Here is a 21,568-nt window from a genome sequence, read left to right on the forward strand (position 1 = left end):
AAACACCAAGCACTGTTGGTTTTTCAAACCTTCATCCCCTCATCGACACCAATGAATCGACCTTGGAGCGACAATGTTATCAAAAACTCATGACCCCTGATGAGTTCTATCTCCAGGATCACATGATATCAGGGGGGATGATTTTGCCTGGCTCGGCATATTTGGAGATGGCCGTTGCCGCAGGAAATTTGGCTATTCAAGACCGGCAAGTACGCAGGATCCAAAATGTGATATGGATGAGCCCCATTGGAATTAGCGATGAATCCAGACAGGTACGGATTCATCTATATCCTGAAGGCGGCGGCGTGGATTTTGAAATAATGACCGATTCCGAGAGCCGATCTGGTGTGGTTCATTCCGGCGGTAAGCTGTATTTCGCTAATCCAGAGGAGATGATGGAGACTAGCTCCATTCAGCCGGAAAAGATTCAACGAAGATTCTCTGTGGTGAAGGATGGGGCTGAATGCTATTCGGAGTTCCAAAAGATTGGGTTCCAATACGGACCCGGGTTCCAAACCATCCAAAAATTATTCATCAATGAGAATGAATGTTTGGCGCAACTGGAAGTGGCCGGATTTTTGGAAGCCGATTTTTCAAAATATATTCTACATCCATCCCTATTGGATGGGGCGTTTCAAACGGTGGCCGGATTTACCCAACTAGCAGAGGCCCATCTGAAAATGCGGTTTCTGCCCTATGCACTGGATGAGTTGGTCATCTTCGGCCCGTTACCGTTGAAATGCTTCGCCTATGTTACAGTTTCAGATGATTCGACTCCGGAAATGCCCAAATATAATATTGAACTTGCTGATGTAACGGGGGATATTTTGATTCGGCTGAAGGGTTTTACTTTGAAAGCGGCTGCAACGACTGCTTTGCCGCACGGTAATTCTACTTCTCAACGCACGATTTATTATCAACATGACTGGATCCCGATGGACTTGGCGATTGAACCGGGGAATCAACCGTTAGGGGATACGATCATTTTTGATAGCGGGGCTGCCTTTGCCAGCTCTTTACGGGAAAGATGCGAGCTTCGGAATGACAGTTCCCATGTGATTCTCGTCAAACCGGGCGCAACGGATCGGGATTTGGAAGCGGGAGTATATTCCATGAAGATGGATGATCCCCAAGCATATCTGAAGTTACTAGATCATTTGCTAGACCAAAATAGTAACTTGAAAAATATCATTTACCGGATGCCATATGAAAGTTTCACCACCCGGGAGTCATCCATCAAAACACGACTTACCCAGGGCGTTTTTTCGTTGCTCCAAATGACCAGGGCCTTAATCCAGAGGAACCTGAACCGAGAGATTCGTCTGTTGTATCTCTATGAATCTCCTAATCAGGATATTCAGCCATTGGATGCGGCATTGGGCGCATTTATGAAAACCATCCGTCTTGAATATCCGGGATTGAACTACCAAATCGTCGAAATCCGCGGAGATATGGAGTCGCCTGGAAGCAATTCAAATCATATGGGATGGATTGCGGAGTTAGTTTGCCGGGAACTTCAACACTCTCAGAATATTCCGGTAGAAGTACGTTATGATGCACAATCTCGTTATATTCATCAACTTCAGGAACATCAACCGGAAGTTAAAGTGCAACTATCCACCGACATTTGGCGGGAGAAGGGTGTCTACTTGATTACCGGCGGAGTAGGGGGATTAGGCTTTATATTTGCCCGTCATTTGGCAGAGCAGTTTAAGGCTAAATTGGTGCTGGTGGGCCGTTCCCAGTTGACTGCCGAAACGGAAAGCAAATTGCGAGCCCTAGAAATGTCTGGTGCCGAGGTCATGTATGTAGCAGCGGATGTCTCCAAACGTGAAGATGTGATTGAGCTGGTGCGAACAACCAAGTCCAAATTCAGCCAGATTAACGGAATTATTCACAGCGCGGGGGTACTCCGGGATTCATTAGCCTTACGGAAAACGAACGAGGAAATAAATGAGGTTCTGGCTGCTAAAATTTACGGCACCATTCATTTACACGAGTCTACCCGGGAGGAGAATCTGGACTTTTTCACACTTTTCTCGTCCACTTCCGCCATCATCGGGAATATTGGCCAAATCGATTACGCTTATGCCAACAGTTTCATGGATTATTTCGTGGATGTTCGAATCCGGGAGAACGCGCCAGGGAAAACCATGGCCATCAACTGGCCGCTTTGGGAAAATGGTGGAATGAGGGTAGATGAGAATGCCATATCCCTTATGCGTCAAGCCGGTCTCATGCCTCTTAGTGATGCCGAAGGCATACGGATTTTTGAAACAGGCATGGCCGCGGGACTTTCCCAACTGATTGTCTTGGCGGGAGAACCGGAAAAAATCAACCGTTTCCTTAATCCAGAGCCGGCAAAACCTGTTGTAACTCAGTCGCAAGTTCAAGAGAATTCGTCCGCCGAACAATTCCGGGATGAAGTGGAAACCTATATCAAAGTCACCCTGTCCAAGGAGATTAAACTGCCGGTTCATAAAATGGATGCTCAGGCGCCGCTGGAACAATACGGGATAGATTCCGTAATGGTCTTAAACTTGAGCGGGGCGTTGGAAAGTTTCTTCGGTAGTCTTTCGAAAACGTTATTCTTTGAATACAAAAGTGTAGCGGAGTTGGCTACTTACTTTATCAAATATCATCCGGAAAAGGTGGCCAAGCTGGGCAAGAAACCGGCACAGCCGATAGTCAAAGCCCAAGCCCCAGATCCGGTGGGGGAAATGGTATCCCGATCCCGATTTATTACCACTAGTTTCGATGAACATAACCTGAAGAACCAAGCGATCGAAGACATTGCTATTATCGGCGTTAGCGGTCGGTATCCTATGGCCGCTGATCTTCATGAATTTTGGGAGAATTTAAAAAGCGGCAAAGACTGTATAACCGAGATTCCTCGTGAACGATGGGCGTATGAAGATTATTTTGATTCCGATAAGAGTGTCCGAGGCAAAAGCTATAGCAAATGGGGTGGATTTATTAACGGTGTTGACCTGTTTGATCCGCTGTTTTTCAATATTTCCCCCCGAGAAGCGGCCTACATTGATCCGCAAGAACGGCTGTTTTTGGAAACAGTCTGGCATACCCTTGAGGATGCGGGGTATACCCGTGGGGAATTGTCCAAAAACAAAGTTGGTGTTTTTGTCGGTGTAATGTACGGACAATATCAGTTGTTGGATGGGGGTAGCAGTGGGGTATCTCCCGGCTCATCGTATGCGTCCATCGCCAACCGGGTTTCTTATTATTGCAATTTCCGGGGACCAAGCATTGCGCTGGATACGATGTGCTCATCGTCATTGACTGCGATTCATTTGGCTTGTGACAGTATCCGTAACGGGGAAAGTGAAGTTGCAATTGCCGGTGGAGTCAATCTATCCCTTCATCCCAACAAATATTTGCAACTGAGCCAAGGGAAATTTCTCGCGAGCGATGGTCGTTGCCGCAGTTTTGGGGAAGGCGGGGACGGTTACGTGCCGGGTGAGGGAGTAGGTGCAGTCCTTTTAAAACCGTTACACCGGGCCATCGCTGATGAGGATCAGATTTACGCGGTTATTAAAGCCAGTTCGGTAAACCACGGAGGAAAGACCAATGGTTATACGGTTCCTAACCCTACCGCTCAAGCGGAACTGATTGCGGAGACACTGAAGAAGGCCCAGATTGACCCACGTACCGTCAGTTATATCGAGGCACACGGAACCGGAACATCCCTGGGCGATCCTATTGAAATTACCGGTTTGGTCAATGCTTTTCAAGGGTTTACCGAGGGTGACGCGGGACGGGAGAAGCAATATTGCGCCATCGGATCGGCCAAGTCCAACATCGGACATCTGGAATCGGCCGCGGGCATTGCTGGAATTACCAAGGTGATTCTGCAGATGAAGAATAAGCAATTGGTTCCTTCACTGCACTCCGATCACTTGAATCCGCATATCGAGTTTGAGCAGACGCCGTTTTATGTTCAGCATGATTTAACCCCATGGGAAAATCCGCTTGTCATGGAAAATGGTATCGCGAAACGTTATCCGTTACGGGCAGGAGTAAGTTCCTTTGGTGCAGGGGGTTCCAATGCCTATATCCTCCTGGAGGAGTATACCCCTCCGGTACGGGAGAGTTACACAGGCAATCAGGAATTTATCTTTGTCTTTTCTGCCAAAAACGATGAACGGATTAAAGTCTATGCCAAGAGAATGGTAGAATTTTTGCAAAACACCGCCCGAGAATCTAAAGCTATACCACGGGACAATGATTTAATGAAGCGGGTGCAGCATGATTTGGTGAAGAGGGTTGCGGAAATATTGCGCATTAGCGAATCTGAAGTGGCCGCTACCGAGTTCGTTGAATATGGTTTAGATCAGTTTAGCCTGGCTGATTTAGCTAGCCAACTGAATGAGATGTATCATTTGGAGATCGGTGCCGCATTATTTTTCGATTATCCAACCTTTGCAGCTTTGAGTAATTACCTACTCCAGACCCACCTAGATAATATCTCTAATTACTACAGGGATTCCGACACAGGAACCTCAGAAGATGTCTGGGAACCAGTCTCCTTGGCGGATCTGGCTTTTACTCTTCAGACCGCACGGGAATCCATGGATGAGCGGTTAGCAATTGTCGCTTCCAGTCAAGAGCAGTTGGTGGATCGGTTAATCGCTTTTAGCGAAGGTAATACGGATATTCAGGATGCATATACAGGCAATGTCCGGGATAACCGGCTGAACTCCCAGTTGCTTGTCAGCGGTAGGGAGGGTCGGGAATTTCTGCGGATTATCATTGAAGAGCGCCAATTGGGGAAGTTAGCGCAGCTTTGGATAAGCGGGATTGATATCGATTGGAAACAGTTATATCCTGGACGTTTTCCCGCCCGAATCACTCTCCCAGGGTATCCGTTTGCCGGAGAACGGTATTGGGTATCCCCGGTGGAATCTACGGAGGCCAAGCCGCTAGTGTCCCGGCTGCATCCACTGATTGACCGTAACGAGTCCACTGTGGCCGGGCTATGCTTCAAGAAAGAATTTGCCGCCGAAGAACAGTTAGTATCAGAATACCGGATAGGTGATCTGCAGGTCGTTCCGGGCATCATCTATTTGGAGATGGTTTGGGCTGCTGGGAGCCTGGCAAACCAACCACTTCAGGTGAAAGAATTAACGAATGTGGCTTGGGGTCCCCCGATTCCTTTGAATGAGACACGGGAAGTGGAGATAGGTTTCTATCCTTCCGGCGAAAGCATGAAATGGGAAATTCGTACGATAACCAATGATGGACAGAAGAAAATATCTGCCCAAGGAGATTGTTCCGTTACCGCGGACTCCGATTCTATCTCGCCGGAATTTATCAGTATTGGAACGTTACAAGCCGATTGTCAATATCGATTCCAAGCGTCGGAGTTTTATCAACTCATGGAAAGGAACGGAATGAAGTATGGAGCCGGGCTGCAAATGATTCGGGAATTTTTCGCCAATAATGGAGTGGCTCTGGCCCGCTTCGAACTTCCCTCCCAGTCCAAAGCAACATTGCCGGAAATGGGACTCCATCCGGTGATACTGGAAGCGATCCCCCAGGTCATCATGGCGCTTGGGGCCAACACTGGGGCGGTGGACAGCCAAAAGAAAGCCCTGTTTAAAGCAGCCCGGGTAAAACTGGTTCAACCGCTCTCTGAAACGGGCTATGTAAATATTCAGGTCTCCAATCAACTTGCCGAACCAAAAGAAAAAGTATTTGATGCAAAAGTTACTTCAGTTGACGGCCGGATTTTGGCGGTCATCGAACAGATCCAATTGGCGGACATCAATATTGACCGTAATCAAGAAACGGCGCAATCGGGAAAAGGAACGAAAACTGAATATTTCCTCGAAAAATCATGGCGAGCATCAGAGATTACTGGCTCTAATATCGGAAAAACTCTAGGAACTACAATCATTTTGGGGAATGAAGAAACGAAAACGCTGGTTGGTCTGCTTCGTAGTGGAAATCCCGGTTCTTATATTTTTATTGAAGACACACGGAATTTCGAAATGAAAATGAAATCCAATCAAGAGTATGGATTAAATTTCAATGACCCGGCTCAAGGTGCTAGGATGATTCAGGAAATCCTGAAACAGAAAGCCGAAATTACGACGATAATTGATATATCCGACTTGCACAGCCGCCCTACTGGAACCGGCCGCTTGGCTATGGGTAAAGTGTCCTTGCTGCAGGAACTAATCAAAGCGATCAATCCTAAACCGCTCACTATCATTCATACAACCAGGGGATTACATGGGTTTCAAGTGGTTCAACCGTCGTTAGACGGAGCGGGCATGGCCGGACTCGTAAAAATGCTGGGCGCTGAATATCAGAAGGTTAATTCCAAAACCATTGACACTGATTTATCGTTGGATCAGGCCGAGGAATGGGCAGAAATAATCCAGCGGGAGCTGGGCTATCAAGACATAGAGGGCGAAATCGGTTACTGGGAAGGAAAGCGGTACCTTCCATATCTGAAACGAATAGATCCGGGAATGGGAAGAGCCGGTGGCCTTGTCGTAAATCCCGAGCAAGTGATCGTAATCACCGGAGGAACCCGGGGAATCGGGGTGGAAATCGCCAAACATCTGGTCCGCAATGGAACCCGGAAGCTGGTTCTAATGGGAGTTCAGCAATTGCCGAGCCGCAGCCAGTGGCGGATGTTAGCCGGCAGTCCCGATACAGATCCTGGAGTTGCCGCAAAATTAAAAGCTTTGCTGTCGCTGGAAGACGCAGGGGCAAACTTCGAGATATACACGGGTTCCTTGATACAGCGCGTTGAACTGGAGGAGTTCTTCCAAGGAGTAAGACGGCGGATGGGAGATATCGGCGGAGTCGTTCATTGCGCGGGAACCCTAACCCAAACCAATCCGGCTTTTATCCATAAAACCGCACGAGACATCCAACAAGTAGTAGAACCGAAAATGGATGGTTTGGAAGTGTTGCATGAGCTCTTCAAAAACGACCCGCTGCAATTCTTTATTTTATTTTCTTCCGTTTCCGGGCTGATTCCAGCTCTGGCCGCGGGGGTCAGCGATTATGCAACCGCCAACGCCTATTTCGATTATTTTTCTGCTTATCAGAAGCGGCAAGGATATGGATATTACAAATCCATTAATTGGCCAGTGTGGACGGGTACCGGAATGGCTTCCGAAACCGCCCCTTTCTATTATAAGTTAGGATTTGCTCCGCTTTTGGTGTCAGAAGGTCTTGCATTATTCGATAATGTCTTGCAATTCACCAATCGATCACAGATTATGCCATGTTTGGCAGTAGCGGATCAATTTAATCCGGACGGATTGCTATATATGAAACAAACCTTGAAGGCACGAACCGTACATGAGTCCATTCCAACGCCTAAATCGCAACCGGAAAGGGGCACCACGGGTACGATCCACGCGTTGAAAGCATTATTTGCGGAAGAACTGAAAATTCCGGAAGATCAGCTAAATGAAACTACCAATTTCGCGGATTTTGGAGTGGATTCCATTTTGCTTGCCGAACTTGTCAAAAAAGTGGAGGTCAGGTTCCGGCGGAATCTGGAACCTGGAGTGTTTTTAGAATATCCGACATTATCGTCGTTGGGGAGTTATTTGGATCGTCAGGAGCATCAGGAGACACCACCGCCAACAGTTTCCGCAGCGCCGCAACCGGTACCTGAGGAGCGGAAATCATACCGGATTACGTTCCGAAACGGTAGGGAGCTCCGAACCAAAGAAAATGGGGGTAGCCGAAATCATGGTATTGTCAGTGCCGTTGAACCGGAGGGGTTCAAGGTCGCCGTCATCGGTATCGCCTGCCATTTCCCAGGGGCTAACGACAAAGAAAATTATTGGGCGAATTTGGTGGCTGGGCGGAGCAGTATCAGAGAAGTCCCCATTTCCCGCTGGGATATCCAGCGATATTATTCCTCCGAATATCAGTCTGGAAAGAGCATCAGCAAATGGGGTGGCTTCATTGATGATATTGAGTATTTCGATCCCGAATTCTTTAATATCAGTGAAGATGAAGCGCTGCAAATGGATCCGCTCATCCGTCAGTTTTTGGAGGTCAGCGTCGAAACTTTCCAAGATGCGGGGTATACGCGGGAAGAGTTGTCCAACAAGAAAGTTGGAATTTTCGCGGGTTCGCGGGTAGGGTATTTTGCCTCCCGAATCCCCAAAATGTTGAAAAATAGTGTTACTGGCACAGGTCAGAACTTCATCGCGTCCTATGCCGCCCATTTCCTCAATCTGAAAGGTCCGAACATGGTAGTGGATACCGCATGCTCTTCGTCGATGGTAAGTATTCATTTGGCTTGCCAGAGTTTAATGCTGCATGAATCTGAGTTAGCTCTTGCCGGGGGAGTGGATATCTTGCTGGACGAGAAATCGTATATTGTCTTAAGTGAAGGCCGGGCCCTCTCCCCGGATGGAAAATGCCATACTTTTGACGAAAAAGCCAATGGTTTCGTGCCTGGTGAAGGTTGTGGGGCCGTATTATTGAAAAGGTTGGACAAAGCAATGGCTGATGGTGATCAAATCTATGCGGTGATTGAAGCTTCGGCAATCAACAATGACGGCCGAACCATGGGGATCACCACTCCCAATCCGGAAGCCCAAAGTAATGTGATTCAGGAAGCGTTACTCAAGGCCGGAGTCAATCCTGCTTCCATCAGTTATATTGAAAACCACGGTACGGGCACCATGATCGGCGATCCCATTGAATTGAAAGCCCTAACCAAGGTGTTCCAGGAATCCACCATGGAAAAACAATTCTGCGCGGTGGGCAGCGTAAAAACCAATCTGGGTCATCTGCTCAGTGCGGCGGGGATAGCGAGCTTCATTAAAGTAGTATTATCCCTTCATCACAAACAATTGCCGCCAACCTTAAATTGTGAGACTCCTAATCCGCGCTTTGAATTTGAGAGTTCACCTTTTTATCCGAATACGAGGATACAGGAGTGGAAACCCAGGGAGGGAATCCGCCGAGCGGGGATCAGTTCATTTGGATTTGGAGGAACCAATATTCATATGATCGTCAGTGAAACTCCTGGCCAAATGGAGTGGAGAAAAATCAGGCAACCGCTGCCACGGGTAAAGTTCAACCGCAGATGGTTATGGTTTGATCCTAATCCCAGTCTGGACGATGGGGCCGAAAGACGAAATACCGCTGATCCGGTTCCGGACTCCGTCGCTCCGCTGGATGTAACCGTGGAAACATCTACACCTGACGCCTTTTTAAAATTCTTGGGAAATTGAGGAGAATGACCATGGTTAAGCCGATATCTATCAATTTTAGCTCAATGATGACCCATGATAACATCATCGTTAAAAGTCATCAGGTGCATGGTGTCCGGATCATGCCTGGTGTTACTTTCCTTGATATCATTTGCAGGGGGTTGCAAACACAAGGATTTTTACTCGATCAAGTGGTATTGCGCAACTTAGTATTCTTAAAACCCATTGCCACAGATGAGGAATATGATCAGGAGATTCAAATAGCCATTGAAAAAAATGAAACCACCGGGAATCATGGCATAATTACCGGGAAAAGTCGGAAAGTGAAAAACGGACAGATTTTAGGCCCAGAGTGGGACATTAATCTGCAAGGGGAACTCCATATTCATTCGGAACAGTTATCCCAGCAGATTGACATTCCTTTATTGAAAAGCCATGCACATCGGGTATCAAACATGGAGGAAGCTTACGCCGATGAGCGTAAAGTCAATATTGTGCATCATGATTTTATGAAAATACAAGGGAAGGTGTACCACGGTGACGGTTATTGTCTGGCGGAACTTCACTTAAGTGAAACGGCTCAGCCATATCTGAATTATTTTTATTACCATCCAGCGTTTCTGGACTCTGCCACCATCGTCCCGAGTTTCTTATTCTTTAAGGATAAACCCTCCTCCTCGGGGGAAGAACGTCCTGAACTCAAGCCGTTTATTCCTATGTTTATTGAATCATTTTGGTCCGGAGGAAATTTGGCGGGGAAATGTTACGTGTATATCCGGGAACAGCAGACGGATTTTGTACCCGGCCGGGATGTGATTTACGCTGATATTGAGCTTTATAATGAATCCGGCCAACGGGTGGCGGTTTTAAAAAAAATGACGTACAAGGAGATCCGCTCCAAAGCAGCAATTACGAAACTTCAGACAACGACCGAAACCACCAAATCCCACCATCGACCCGTTACGGAAAGTAACAAGACCCAGGGATTGCTAGAGCGAGTGGAAGGCTCCCTGAAGGAACCGGGTGGGGTCGGGCAAGCGGAGATTGAACAGGATTTACAGCGGATGGCCGCTGGTTTACTCGGGAAACTGCCGGAAAGCATCCGGGTGGAAGTTCCCTTTTACGAACAGGGGTTGGATTCCAATCATTTGCTGCAATTAGTCCGGGAATTGGAAGCCCGGCTGGGGCGGCAGTTATATCCAACTCTATTATTCGAGTATACCAATATCCGGGAACTGGCAGCTTTTCTAGTCAAAGAAAACTTGGGAGTTTCCAAGCCGCCAATCACAATGGCGCCATCCGCAACTACTGTTCCGGGGGACGTAGGGATCGAATCCCTCTCTCCGGCAACCGATTCTGTGTCCTTCGAGGAAATCGAACAGGATTTGCAGCGGATGGTGGCTGTGTTCATTAACAAAGCACCGGAGACCATCCGGGTGGATGTCCCTTTCTACGAACAGGGGCTGGATTCCAATCATTTATTGCAATTGGTTCGAGAATTGGAAGCCCGGCTAGGGCAGCAGTTATATCCAACCCTGTTATTCGAGTACACCAATATCCGGGAGCTCACAGCATACCTGTTGAAGGAATATGGGTATGCCTTTCCCGGAAGCAGAAGTGGTAAATCGCCCAAACAGAATCTGGAAGAGAAATCTACGGTGCTGTTTGCAGCTCCAATGTGGGAGGCATCTCCGTGCAATGTTACTGGGCTTTACCCGCCCGGCAACAATCTGCTGATTTTTGATACGGGTCATCATTTCCAAAGCATGCTGAAAGAACGCTTCGGGAATGATGGTTCTACCCGCATCACGTTGGTCAAACCGGGTACCCATTTTCAAGTCGCCGGGGATGAATCTTTTGAAATCAACCCTCATCAGCCAGGCGACTATTTGCACTTGATTCAAGCCCTGAAAGAACAGGGGACATGGCCCCGGAAAATGATTTACTTTTGGGCTAGTGCCCCTTATGAATCGTGCTCGGAGATGATTACCGCCCAGATGGAGCAGGGGTTATTCTCCCTCTTTTATCTCCACCGGGCAATGTTGGAAGAGAAAATCAAAGACAAGATAACCATCATGGTCGTTTCCCAAAGCACCACGGGGCCAACTTCGCCCCTATTTGGTGCTATTGGTGGTTTTGCTAAATCAGCCTTTCTCGAAAACCCGATTTTCAATGTACAACTGGTAGAGTTCATCCATTCATCCCACGGCACCGTGAAAGCAGAGCAGATGGCGGATGCCATCCGGCGGGAGTGCCAGACGGAAAGCAGTGGGGTGGAAGAAATACAATACCGTGGCGGGGAACGGTGGGTGAAGCGTCTTCAGGAAAAGAAATCAGAGCACGAAGTGTTAGTTCCTGTGAAAAAAGGCGGAGTCTATCTGATTACCGGAGGCATGGGGGGATTAGGCCAGATTTTTGCCGAATATCTCACCCAAAGAGAACAGGTTCGATTGGTGCTTACTGGCCGCTCCGTCTTGAATGAGGAACAACAACAGCAGCTACGTGAGTTGGGAGACGGCGGATCGCAAGTCCACTATATTCCGGCGGATATCTCCCAGCGACCGGCGGTGGATGACCTGATTGTGGAAATAAAGGCACTATTCCATGAGATCCACGGTGTAATTCATTGTGCAGGAGTAACCCGGGACGCGATGATTCTCAAAAAGACCCTTTCGGAGATGGAAGTCGTTTTGGCTCCTAAGGTTTACGGAACGGTGCATCTGGATGAGGCATTGGCCGTAGAACCGCTGGACTTTTTTGTGATGTTCTCCTCCACAGCGGCCCTCTTCGGGAATGTTGGACAATCCGATTATGCGTATGCCAATAGTTTTATGGATCATTACGCGCACTGGCGGGAAGCGCTACGAACCGCTGGCCAACGATCTGGAAAAACGTACGCCATTAACTGGCCGTTGTGGGAACAAGGCGGAATGAGGGTTGATGAATCATCCCGCCGCTGGATTCAGTCCCAATCGGGAATGATTCCTTTACGTAACCCCGAGGGTATACGAGCCTTTGAACAAATATTTTCCCTTCCCGATCCCCAAGTAATGGTTGTAGGGGGGGACACGGAAAAAATCAGGCAGGTCTTCCTGCAAAGCCACTCCAAAAACGAAGATCTCGTCAATATGCCCGCAACAGCGGTTGAGCAGGATCAGCGGGATTATGTAATGAGGAAGTGCGGGTTGGAATCCTTGGAGCCTGTTGAGATTCCCTCCCAAGATGCCGAGAAACCCATTGCTATTATCGGTTTGAGCGGACGTTATCCAATGGCTCCTGATATCGATACTTTCTGGGAAAATCTAAAATCGGGAAAGGATTGCATTACAGAGATTCCTAAAGAACGCTGGGATTATCGCAGGTATTACGATGCAGAACCGGGCAAGGAAGGAAAAACGTACAGCAAGTGGGGCGGTTTTATCGATCAGGTGGATTGCTTCGATCCCTTGTTCTTTAATATTTCACCCCGGGAAGCCGAGTACATGGATCCCCAAGAACGGCTGTTTTTGGAAGTAGTATGGCAAACCCTTGAGGATGCGGGATATACCAAGACCAGCCTCCGGAAGCGCAAAGTGGGTTTATTTGTAGGCGTCATGTGGAGTGAATATCAGTTACTCGGCATGGAAAGATCGGAGGAGATGGTAGCGCCCATGCAGGCGCATGCCTCCATTGCCAACCGCGTATCTTACTTCTTTGATTTCTGTGGGCCGAGTATTGCTTTGGATACCATGTGTTCTTCCGCACTCACCGCGATTCATCTGGCTTGCGACAGTATCCGCAAAGGCGAAAGCGAAGTGGCCATAGCTGGTGGAGTGAATCTATCCATTCATCCTAACAAATATCTGAATTTAAGCCGGTTACGGTTTACTTCCAGTGACGGTAGATGCCGCAGTTTCGGGGAAGGCGGCGACGGCTATGTACCGGGTGAAGGAGTAGGGGCTGTATTATTAAAGCCATTACGGAAGGCCATGGCGGATGGTGATCAGATTTACGCTGTGATTAGAGGAAGTGCCTTAAATCATGGCGGAACATCCAGTGGTTATACCGTTCCAAGTCCTATCTCACAAGCTAATGTAATCAGTGAAGCATTACGCAGAGCTCAGGTGGATCCCCGCACCATTAGTTATATCGAAGCTCACGGAACAGGAACCTCCCTGGGAGATCCCATTGAGATTACCGGTTTAACCAAAGCATTTCAAGAGTATTCCGACATTGATAGGGATTCAAGGACACAAAACCAATACTGTGCCATTGGTTCTGCCAAGTCCAATATCGGACATCTGGAATCGGCGGCGGGTATTGCCGGACTGACCAAAGTAATCTTACAGATGAAGTATCGACAATTGGTTCCGTCCCTTCATTCCGGTACGATGAATGCCAAAATCCATTTTCAGCAGTCGCCTTTTTATATTCAACATGAATTAACCCCTTGGAAGAACCCGGTCATCGTTGAAAACGGAAACTCAAAGCAATACCCGCTCCGAGCGGGGATTAGCTCATTCGGGGCAGGGGGTTCGAATGCCCACATCATATTGGAAGAGTTTACGGGGCCCACTAGAACCTCCACCGCGCAGATGCACCGACAAATCTTTGTATTCTCCGCCAAAAATAAAGAACGACTGGTCGCCTATGCCGAGGAAATGGTCAAGTATTTACAGGGCTCGGATCGAATCGGTGCCCCGGTGGATATGGCTTATACCCTGCAAGTAGGGCGGGAAGCTATGGAAGAGCGACTAGCGGTGGTTGCCACGACATTAGAAGAGCTCACTCGCGAGTTACAGAACTTTTGTGCGGGAAAGGCTACTATTCAACATATTCATCGGGGAAATTGCGGCGCCGCAGCGTTGAAAACTCATACTTCGGTTGGTTCAACGGAGGATTTATGGAATAACGGTGAATTGGAGAAGTTGGCGCGGCTTTGGGTTTCAGGTGCCGACATAGAGTGGGAAAGGCTCCACACTGGGCCAAAACCTCCTAGAATTTCGTTGCCGACGTATCCATTCACTCGGGAACGGTACTGGCTTCCAGAAACCGCGAACCGGTCAAACCGCAATGGCGGCCTTACCGGACTGCATCCAGTGTTGGATTATAACAACTCAACTTTCAAGGAACAGAGTTTCGTTAAAATATTTACGGGGAACGAGTTTTACCTAAAGGAACATATTATTGGCGCAGACAAAGTGTTGCCTGGTGTTATCTATCTGGAAATGGCAAGAGCTGCTGGAAAATTAGCCAATTCCGGTAGCCCGGTCAGAAAGCTGAAAGACATTATCTGGGCGGCTCCGGTGGTGATGGGGTCAAGCTCTCGTGAGGTGGCGATCTACCTCTACCCGAATGACATGTTGGCGGATTACGAAGTCGTTTCTTATGGATTGGATCAGCAGAAAATCATCCACGCACAGGGTAGAATCAGCTATCAGGACGATAGCAATAAAGATCTTGTGAATATGGATATCGAAGGCATCAAACGTCGCTGTACCCGTCATCAAAGCCGCCGGGAATGCTACCGGGAGTTTAAAAGCCACGGATTTCAATATGGCCCCTCTTTCCAAACCATCCGGGAGATTTGGGGAACGGAAACGGAAGCCTTATCGTATCTTGAATTGCCAGATGAACTGGCTGGGAGCCTGGCAGAGTTTGACTGGCACCCTTCCCTAATGGATGGGGCACTACAGACCGTAAGTGGGTTGATCCGGAAGCAAGACGAGGGGGACGGAGGCTTATATCTGCCTTTCGCCTTGGGAGAATTGGAATTAATCCTCCCATTACCAGCCAAATATTATGCCCATGTCGAAATGGCGCAGGATGCGGCAGAAAAATCCAAAATAATCAAATTCCATATCACCCTAGCTGATGAACAGGGTCGGATTTTGGCTCGGATGCATGATTTTTCTTTAAAAGCCTTTGCTGATAAGCAATCTGGGTTACTCACTGAATCCACTTTACCTATTTACTATAGTACCCAGTGGATGGAGCAGGAAGCAGAATTGGTTACAAACACCGACCTTGGAATGATCGTCGTTTTTGATGATAACGAAGAATTGGCTGAAAGCTTACGTCAAAAAGCGCTGGAAGTTCTAGTTGTCAAACCGGGGAATGGGTATCGAGCCATCGGGAGGAACCGTTTTGAGATAGACCCACAAAACCGGGATGACTACCGTCGGTTATGGGAGGGTTTAACCCAAAGAAACATTATACCGACCCGGATTGTGTACCATTGGACAGGCGAAAGTTTGGGACAGACTCTAACCGCAAGCAACGAACTTCAACGGGGGATTTATGGGTTGATGTATTTGACCCAAGCGATTATTGATCAAAAACAGGCCGATAGCATTCAATTGCTATACGTGTACAGCGCCGGAACAGCAGGACGTCCTTTGCAGGCGGCGATTGGCGGATTTGCCAAGTCATTGCGGCTGGAGAATCCTAAGTTTATCTATAAATCCATTGAACTGGAAGTTGGTAGAAAGCCATTAAAAAATTGGCGCACACCGCTGGCGGAGATTATTCTATCAGAATTTCAGGCTGGGGATAATCCAACCCAAGTCAGATATGAAGATGGGCTCCGCTATGTGAACCAATTCAAAGAAGTCGCGGTGGATACAGAAATAGTCAGGGAACTGCCGCTGAAGGAACACGGTGTATATCTAATCACCGGTGGCGCGGGTGGTCTGGGATTGATCTTTGCTTCATATTTGGCCGGGAAAGTCAAAGCGAAGCTGGTACTGACCGGACGGAGCTCCTTGTCCCCGGACAAAGAACAAAAGCTTTATGAACTGGAAGCCCTTGGCGCCCAAGTTATGTATGTGACCACGGATGTTACCAAGCCTGATGAAGTTGCGGAGTTGATCCGGAGTATTAAAGCTCGTTTTGGGCAATTGAACGGGATTATTCATAGTGCGGGAATACTAAGAGACTCCTTCATTCTTAAGAAATCAAGGGAAGAAATGGAGGAAGTTCTGGGGCCGAAAGTTTTTGGAACCATTAACTTAGATGAAGCGACTATTCAAGAGAAGTTAGACTTCTTTGTGTTATTTTCATCAACTGCCGCAGTACTTGGAAATTTAGGCCAATGTGATTACGCATATGGAAATCATTTTATGGATCATTACGCCCGCTGGCGTTCTGAAAATCAGCGCTCCGGTAAGAGCCTTGCGTTGAACTGGCCATTATGGCGGGAAGGCGGCATGCAGATCGGGGAGGATTTGGTTAGGTTAATGCAACAGACCATGGGGCTGGTTCCACTGGAAACCGGGAGGGGTCTTGAAGCTTTTGAGGTGGGATTAAAGGCTGATGTTACGCAACTCATGATCCTGGAAGGGGATACTGCGAAGATTCGTGCCTGGGGCAAGCCAGAAGCCCAGATTTCAAGTTCCTCTCAAGCTATGGTCGAACTTCCGAATCCTGAGGATGCCGGACTGCGGGTCAAAACCGAAGATTTCCTTAAGGAAATCCTGGGCAGGGAGATTAAGCTGTCGGTGGACAAAATTAGTTCCCGGGAGCCTTTGGAGAAATACGGGATCGATTCGGTAATGGTCATGAGTTTAACCCAGGAACTAGAACGGGATTTTGGTGGATTGTCCAAAACTTTGTTTTTTGAATATCAAAACATCAGTGAACTTACCGGCTATTTTTTGAAAAACCACCAGCAGGTACTGGTAGAGAAATTGGGCGGCGGGGTGAAACTCGAACGTAAAGCCCATGCCCAACAAATAACAGAGCCGAGTACCAGAACTATCAAGCGTTCACGATTTGCCAGTGATTCAGGAAAAATCGGGAACCTGGCAGAAGAAGATATCGCCATTATTGGCGTAAGCGGCCGTTACCCGATGGCGGAGAATTTGTCGGAATATTGGGAGAATCTGAAGTCAGGCAGGGATTGCATCACGGAGATACCTCCAGACCGTTGGAACTGGCGGGATTACCAAGCAGGGGAACCTATTAGCAAATGGGGCGGGTTCATACCTGATGTGGATAAATTTGATCCCCTGTTTTTTAATATCTCACCTCGTGAAGCCGCATATCTGGATCCTCAAGAACGCTTGTTTATGGAGACAGTCTGGCATACTCTGGAGGATTCTGGTTATACGCGTGAGCAGTTGTGGAGCAAGAAGATTGGTGTCTTTGCCGGAGTAATGTACGCCCAATATCAGCTATTTGGTGTGGAGGAAACCCTGAAGGGCAATCAAATGGCCCTGAACTCCATTCATGCATCTATCGCCAACCGGGTATCATATTTCTTCAATTTCCATGGCCCAAGTATCTCCTTGGATACGATGTGTTCTTCATCCCTGACGGCGATTCATCTGGCCTGTGAGAGCATCCGGCGTGGGGAGAGCGAACTGGCCATCGCCGGTGGAGTCAACGCCATTATCCATCCGGATAAGTATATCGGATTGAGCCAGGCTAACTTCACTTCCAGTGATGGAAGGTGCAGGGCGTTTGGAGAAGGCGGTGACGGATATGTACCTGGCGAAGGAACCGGCGCAATACTATTAAAACCTTTATCTAAAGCTATTGCGGATGGTGACCAGATTTATGCAGTCATCAAAGGAAGCGCTGTGAATCACGGCGGGAAGACCAACGGTTATACCGTCCCTAATCCTAATGCACAAGGAGAATTAATCGCAGAGGTCTTTAAGAAATCCGGTATCGATCCAAGGACTATCAGTTATATCGAAGCTCATGGAACCGGAACAGCGCTTGGCGACCCCATCGAGATTGCAGGATTGAAGAAAGCCTTTGGAGAATATACCAGCGATAAACAGTATTGTTCGATCGGCTCGGCGAAGTCCAATATCGGCCACTTGGAATCAGCCGCCGGAATCGCAGGAATCACCAAATTGTTACTGCAATTGAAGCATAAACAATTAGTGCCGTCGCTCCACTCTGAAGTTGTAAATCCGAATGTCAATTTCCAAGACTCTCCGTTTTATGTCCAGCGGGAATTGGCACCTTGGGATCAACCGTTGATTAACATCGGCGGGATTACTAGACGATATCCAAGGCGGGCGGGTATTAGCGCCTTTGGAGCAGGAGGATCTAATGCGCATATTATTCTAGAAGAGTATGAGAATCCGATCCATGCGGTGGCTCACGAGACTAAAGAACGATTGTTTATCTTTTCCGCCCGGAATGAAGAGAGGCTGAAAGCACATATCCGCAACATGATAGAATTTTTAGACCGCACCGGGGTGAAGAATACTCTTGTAACCACTGACCAGTTCGACCTGCTGGACAAACTCCGACAAGATCTGCTGCGGATCACCACGGAACTATTACAAATCAGTGAAGCGGAAGTATCTGCTACGGATGAGATCAACGAGTATGGACTGGATCAGATAGGTTTGACCAATCTGGCCGGACGGATGAGTGAAATTTTGAATTTGGAGTTATCCGCCACCCTCTTCTCCGACTACGGGTCATTGGATGGGGTTGCTCAATATTTGGTTGGTACTTATCCGGCTGCACTCCGCCGCCTCTATCACGAACCGGAAGGTCGCGTGCAGCTGGAAACGGGGATCGAGGCATCCATATCCCTAGAAGAAATCGCCTTTACCCTGCAAAGGCGGGAAGTGATGGAAGAGCGTTTGGCAATTATCGCATCGGATATTGATGAATTGCGGGATAAATTAATGGGTTTCCTGGAGGATAAGACTGATATTCCGGGTTTATTTATGAGCATCCCCCAAAGTGAAGGTATTTCCAGGTTTTTAATGGACGGAGAAGAAGGTATGGAGTTTGTGAACCAGTTGTTCCGGAACCGGAAGCTTGCCAAGCTGGCCAGTGTTTGGGTGACGGGAGTGGATTTGGACTGGAAATTATTATATTCCGGTTCCTATCCGCGTCGGATTTCCCTGCCCTTGTATCCATTCAAACGGGAACGGTATTGGCTCGACCGCCGATCGCATGGAAAATTCGGGTTAGTTTCAGGGCGGATTCATCCTTTAATTGATAAGCTTCAGCCCGAATTAAGCCTTTGGTCCGAACTGGTTTATCAAAAAACAGTTCAAAGTTCCGAACCGCTGACAAATCATTATCAAATATTGGGCCGGACACTGTTGCCAGGCATGAGTTGTTTGGAAATGGCATACAGCGCATTTAATCACACCCGGGGAGATAGGAACTTTATTTTAGCGGACGTGAGTTGGCGAAAACCTTGGGTAGAAGGTACGGCGACAGATGTAAGCATCAAGATCACCCATGATAATCAGCGGTTCTTATTCAGGGTCATCAGCAATAATAATGGACATTCCACGGTTCATGCCCAAGGGGAAATACAACAAATTGAAAAAACTTCTGCTATCGGGCAGCGAATATCCCCGGAGGCTGTAAAAGGGCGTTGTACCCGGAAGATGGATCGAGAAACGTTGGTAGAGGAATTGAATCGGACTGGACTTGAACTGGGATCGTATTATCAAATTATTCATGAAGTTTATGCCAATGATTTCGAAGCATTGGGAAGCATCCGCCTGCCCGAGGCGTTTGAAAATGAAATGGAAGCTTATACGCTGCATCCGGCTATGTTGGAAGGCTGCCTGCCAATCATTGCGGCTTTCTTTGGCGGTAGTCCCGTTGCGGGACATCATCCTCTGCTTCCGTTTGCTATCAAGGCGGTGGAAGTTCTGCAGCCGGTAAGGGCTCAAGGTTACGCCTATTTTCAGCTAATAGGGGATAACTGTTTGAATATGGCGATTTTGGATGATTCCGGACAGGTCTGTGTGAAACTGCATAGCCTGGTGGTCAGGGAAATCACGGATCATTTTGAGTTTCACGGCCAAGGAGAAGGGTTCGTCATTTCGCCGGGAACTCCGGCAACGGAGGCTGTGGATGGGGAACGGAAGCCGGTGGATGTTGAGCAACCAGGACAAGCTATCGCCCCCGCGTTACCTGCAACCCGAAGCGAAGATTTGCGGGAAAGTGCCAGAGATTACGTGCAAAGCCTGTTCGCCAAGATATTAAAAATTAGCAAAAACGATATCAATTCCCGAGAGAATTTCGATAAATATGGCGTTGATTCCATCGTGGGCATGGAGATTTCCAAACAGCTTGAACGGGATTTCGGGACATTGCCTGTGACCATATTGATTGAGCATCCCACCATCGAAAAATTAAGCGCATATTTAGTAAGTCATTATGGTAACGTCATCGAGGCCCGCGTGAGCATGTGCGCCGGGCCGCAAGTTAGCGAGGGAATATTCACAATTCCCGTGAATCTTTCTTCTGGGGATTCTACGGGATTCCAGGCACGCGGATCTGATAGGGAGCTTACATCACAATCAGTCGACCCACAAATTGAAATCATGGCGGTCAGTGAACAACTAGTTACAGAGCACAATAATTACTGGAAACAAATCCGGTCTAGTGATGGAGGAGCGCCGGAGAAGGTGGATTATCTGAAAGAATATCTGAAACTGGTAGGGAAAGAGCGCGGCCAAATCGCTCACATGCGGGTGAAAACCAAAAATTCCGCCCGTATGGAAGTAGTAATGGCCGGAGAAGGGAAACCGGTGCTACTGATTCCAGGATTCGGAATGACTGCTGCCCAATGGACTTATCAGTTGACCGGATTAGCTCAAAATCATCAGGTGATTGTTATCCATGCGCCTGGGGTTGGATTTAGCGAAGATAACGGGGATCTATCCTTCACTGGTTTTTGTAGAACCTATCTGGAAGTTCTCGATGAGCTCGCGATTCAATATCCAATACATGTGATTGGGGCTTCTTGGGGCGGCATGGTTGCACAGACTTTTGCTAGAGAATATCCTGACCGGGTGGCTTCGTTAATCCTAACATGCAGTCTGTGTCAGTTGCACATGACCGATCAAAACGAGCTAAAAGACCGGGTTCGAAAAGATTTCGAGAATATCAACGCTCACCAGTACTACCATTTATTGATGGAAAGTCAGATTACCAACCCGGTAGCCATAAAATATGCAGAGCAATTTCCGGAAGATGGGTTGTCTACGGTGGGTATCCTGCCCGAAATTTCGGTTCCCACTTTAGTCATCACTGGAAAAGAGGATCTGGGCGTTGATATGCAGGAATCCCAATTGATCCGCAAGAGCATTCCGGATTCGCAATATTATGAAATGGAGGGCGCTGGTCATTTTCCGATGCTCACCCATCATCAACAGTACAATCAGAAAGTGCTCGAGTATCTGGCAAGACAGGAATGAAAGTCCTTAATATTTGAAGATATGAACCCCACTGTAGGTATGAAGTAATAGGCACCTAAGGAGGCCGGGAGAAACTATTCCTATTGGATCGACCCAATTAGGAGACTACCGGTCTCCACTTCTTGTAAGGTAGAAAGAAAGATGATGATGAAATCATGAGGAAAAGGAAGA

General features: G+C 47.9%; 1 protein-coding gene and 1 pseudogene (1 of these 2 only partly in view). Both read left to right on the top strand.

Features of this window, described 5'->3' with window-relative positions; all coding sequences use genetic code 11:
• On the top strand, positions 1-9,239 hold the 3' portion of the coding sequence (locus PBN151_RS07220) for an SDR family NAD(P)-dependent oxidoreductase (protein ID WP_072728423.1). Its footprint begins 3,889 nt before the window's first position; 9,239 of the gene's 13,128 nt are visible here — the last part of the coding sequence; its start codon lies off the left edge, out of view; it ends in the stop codon at positions 9,237-9,239.
• A gap of 47 nt (positions 9,240-9,286) precedes the next feature.
• Positions 9,287-21,349, top strand: a pseudogene (locus PBN151_RS07225) (SDR family NAD(P)-dependent oxidoreductase); the annotation flags it as partial.
• Between the last annotated feature and the right edge of the window lie 219 nt (positions 21,350-21,568).

Source organism: Paenibacillus sp. NAIST15-1, from assembly GCF_001894745.1.
Lineage (GTDB): Bacteria > Bacillota > Bacilli > Paenibacillales > Paenibacillaceae > Paenibacillus_B > Paenibacillus_B suaedae.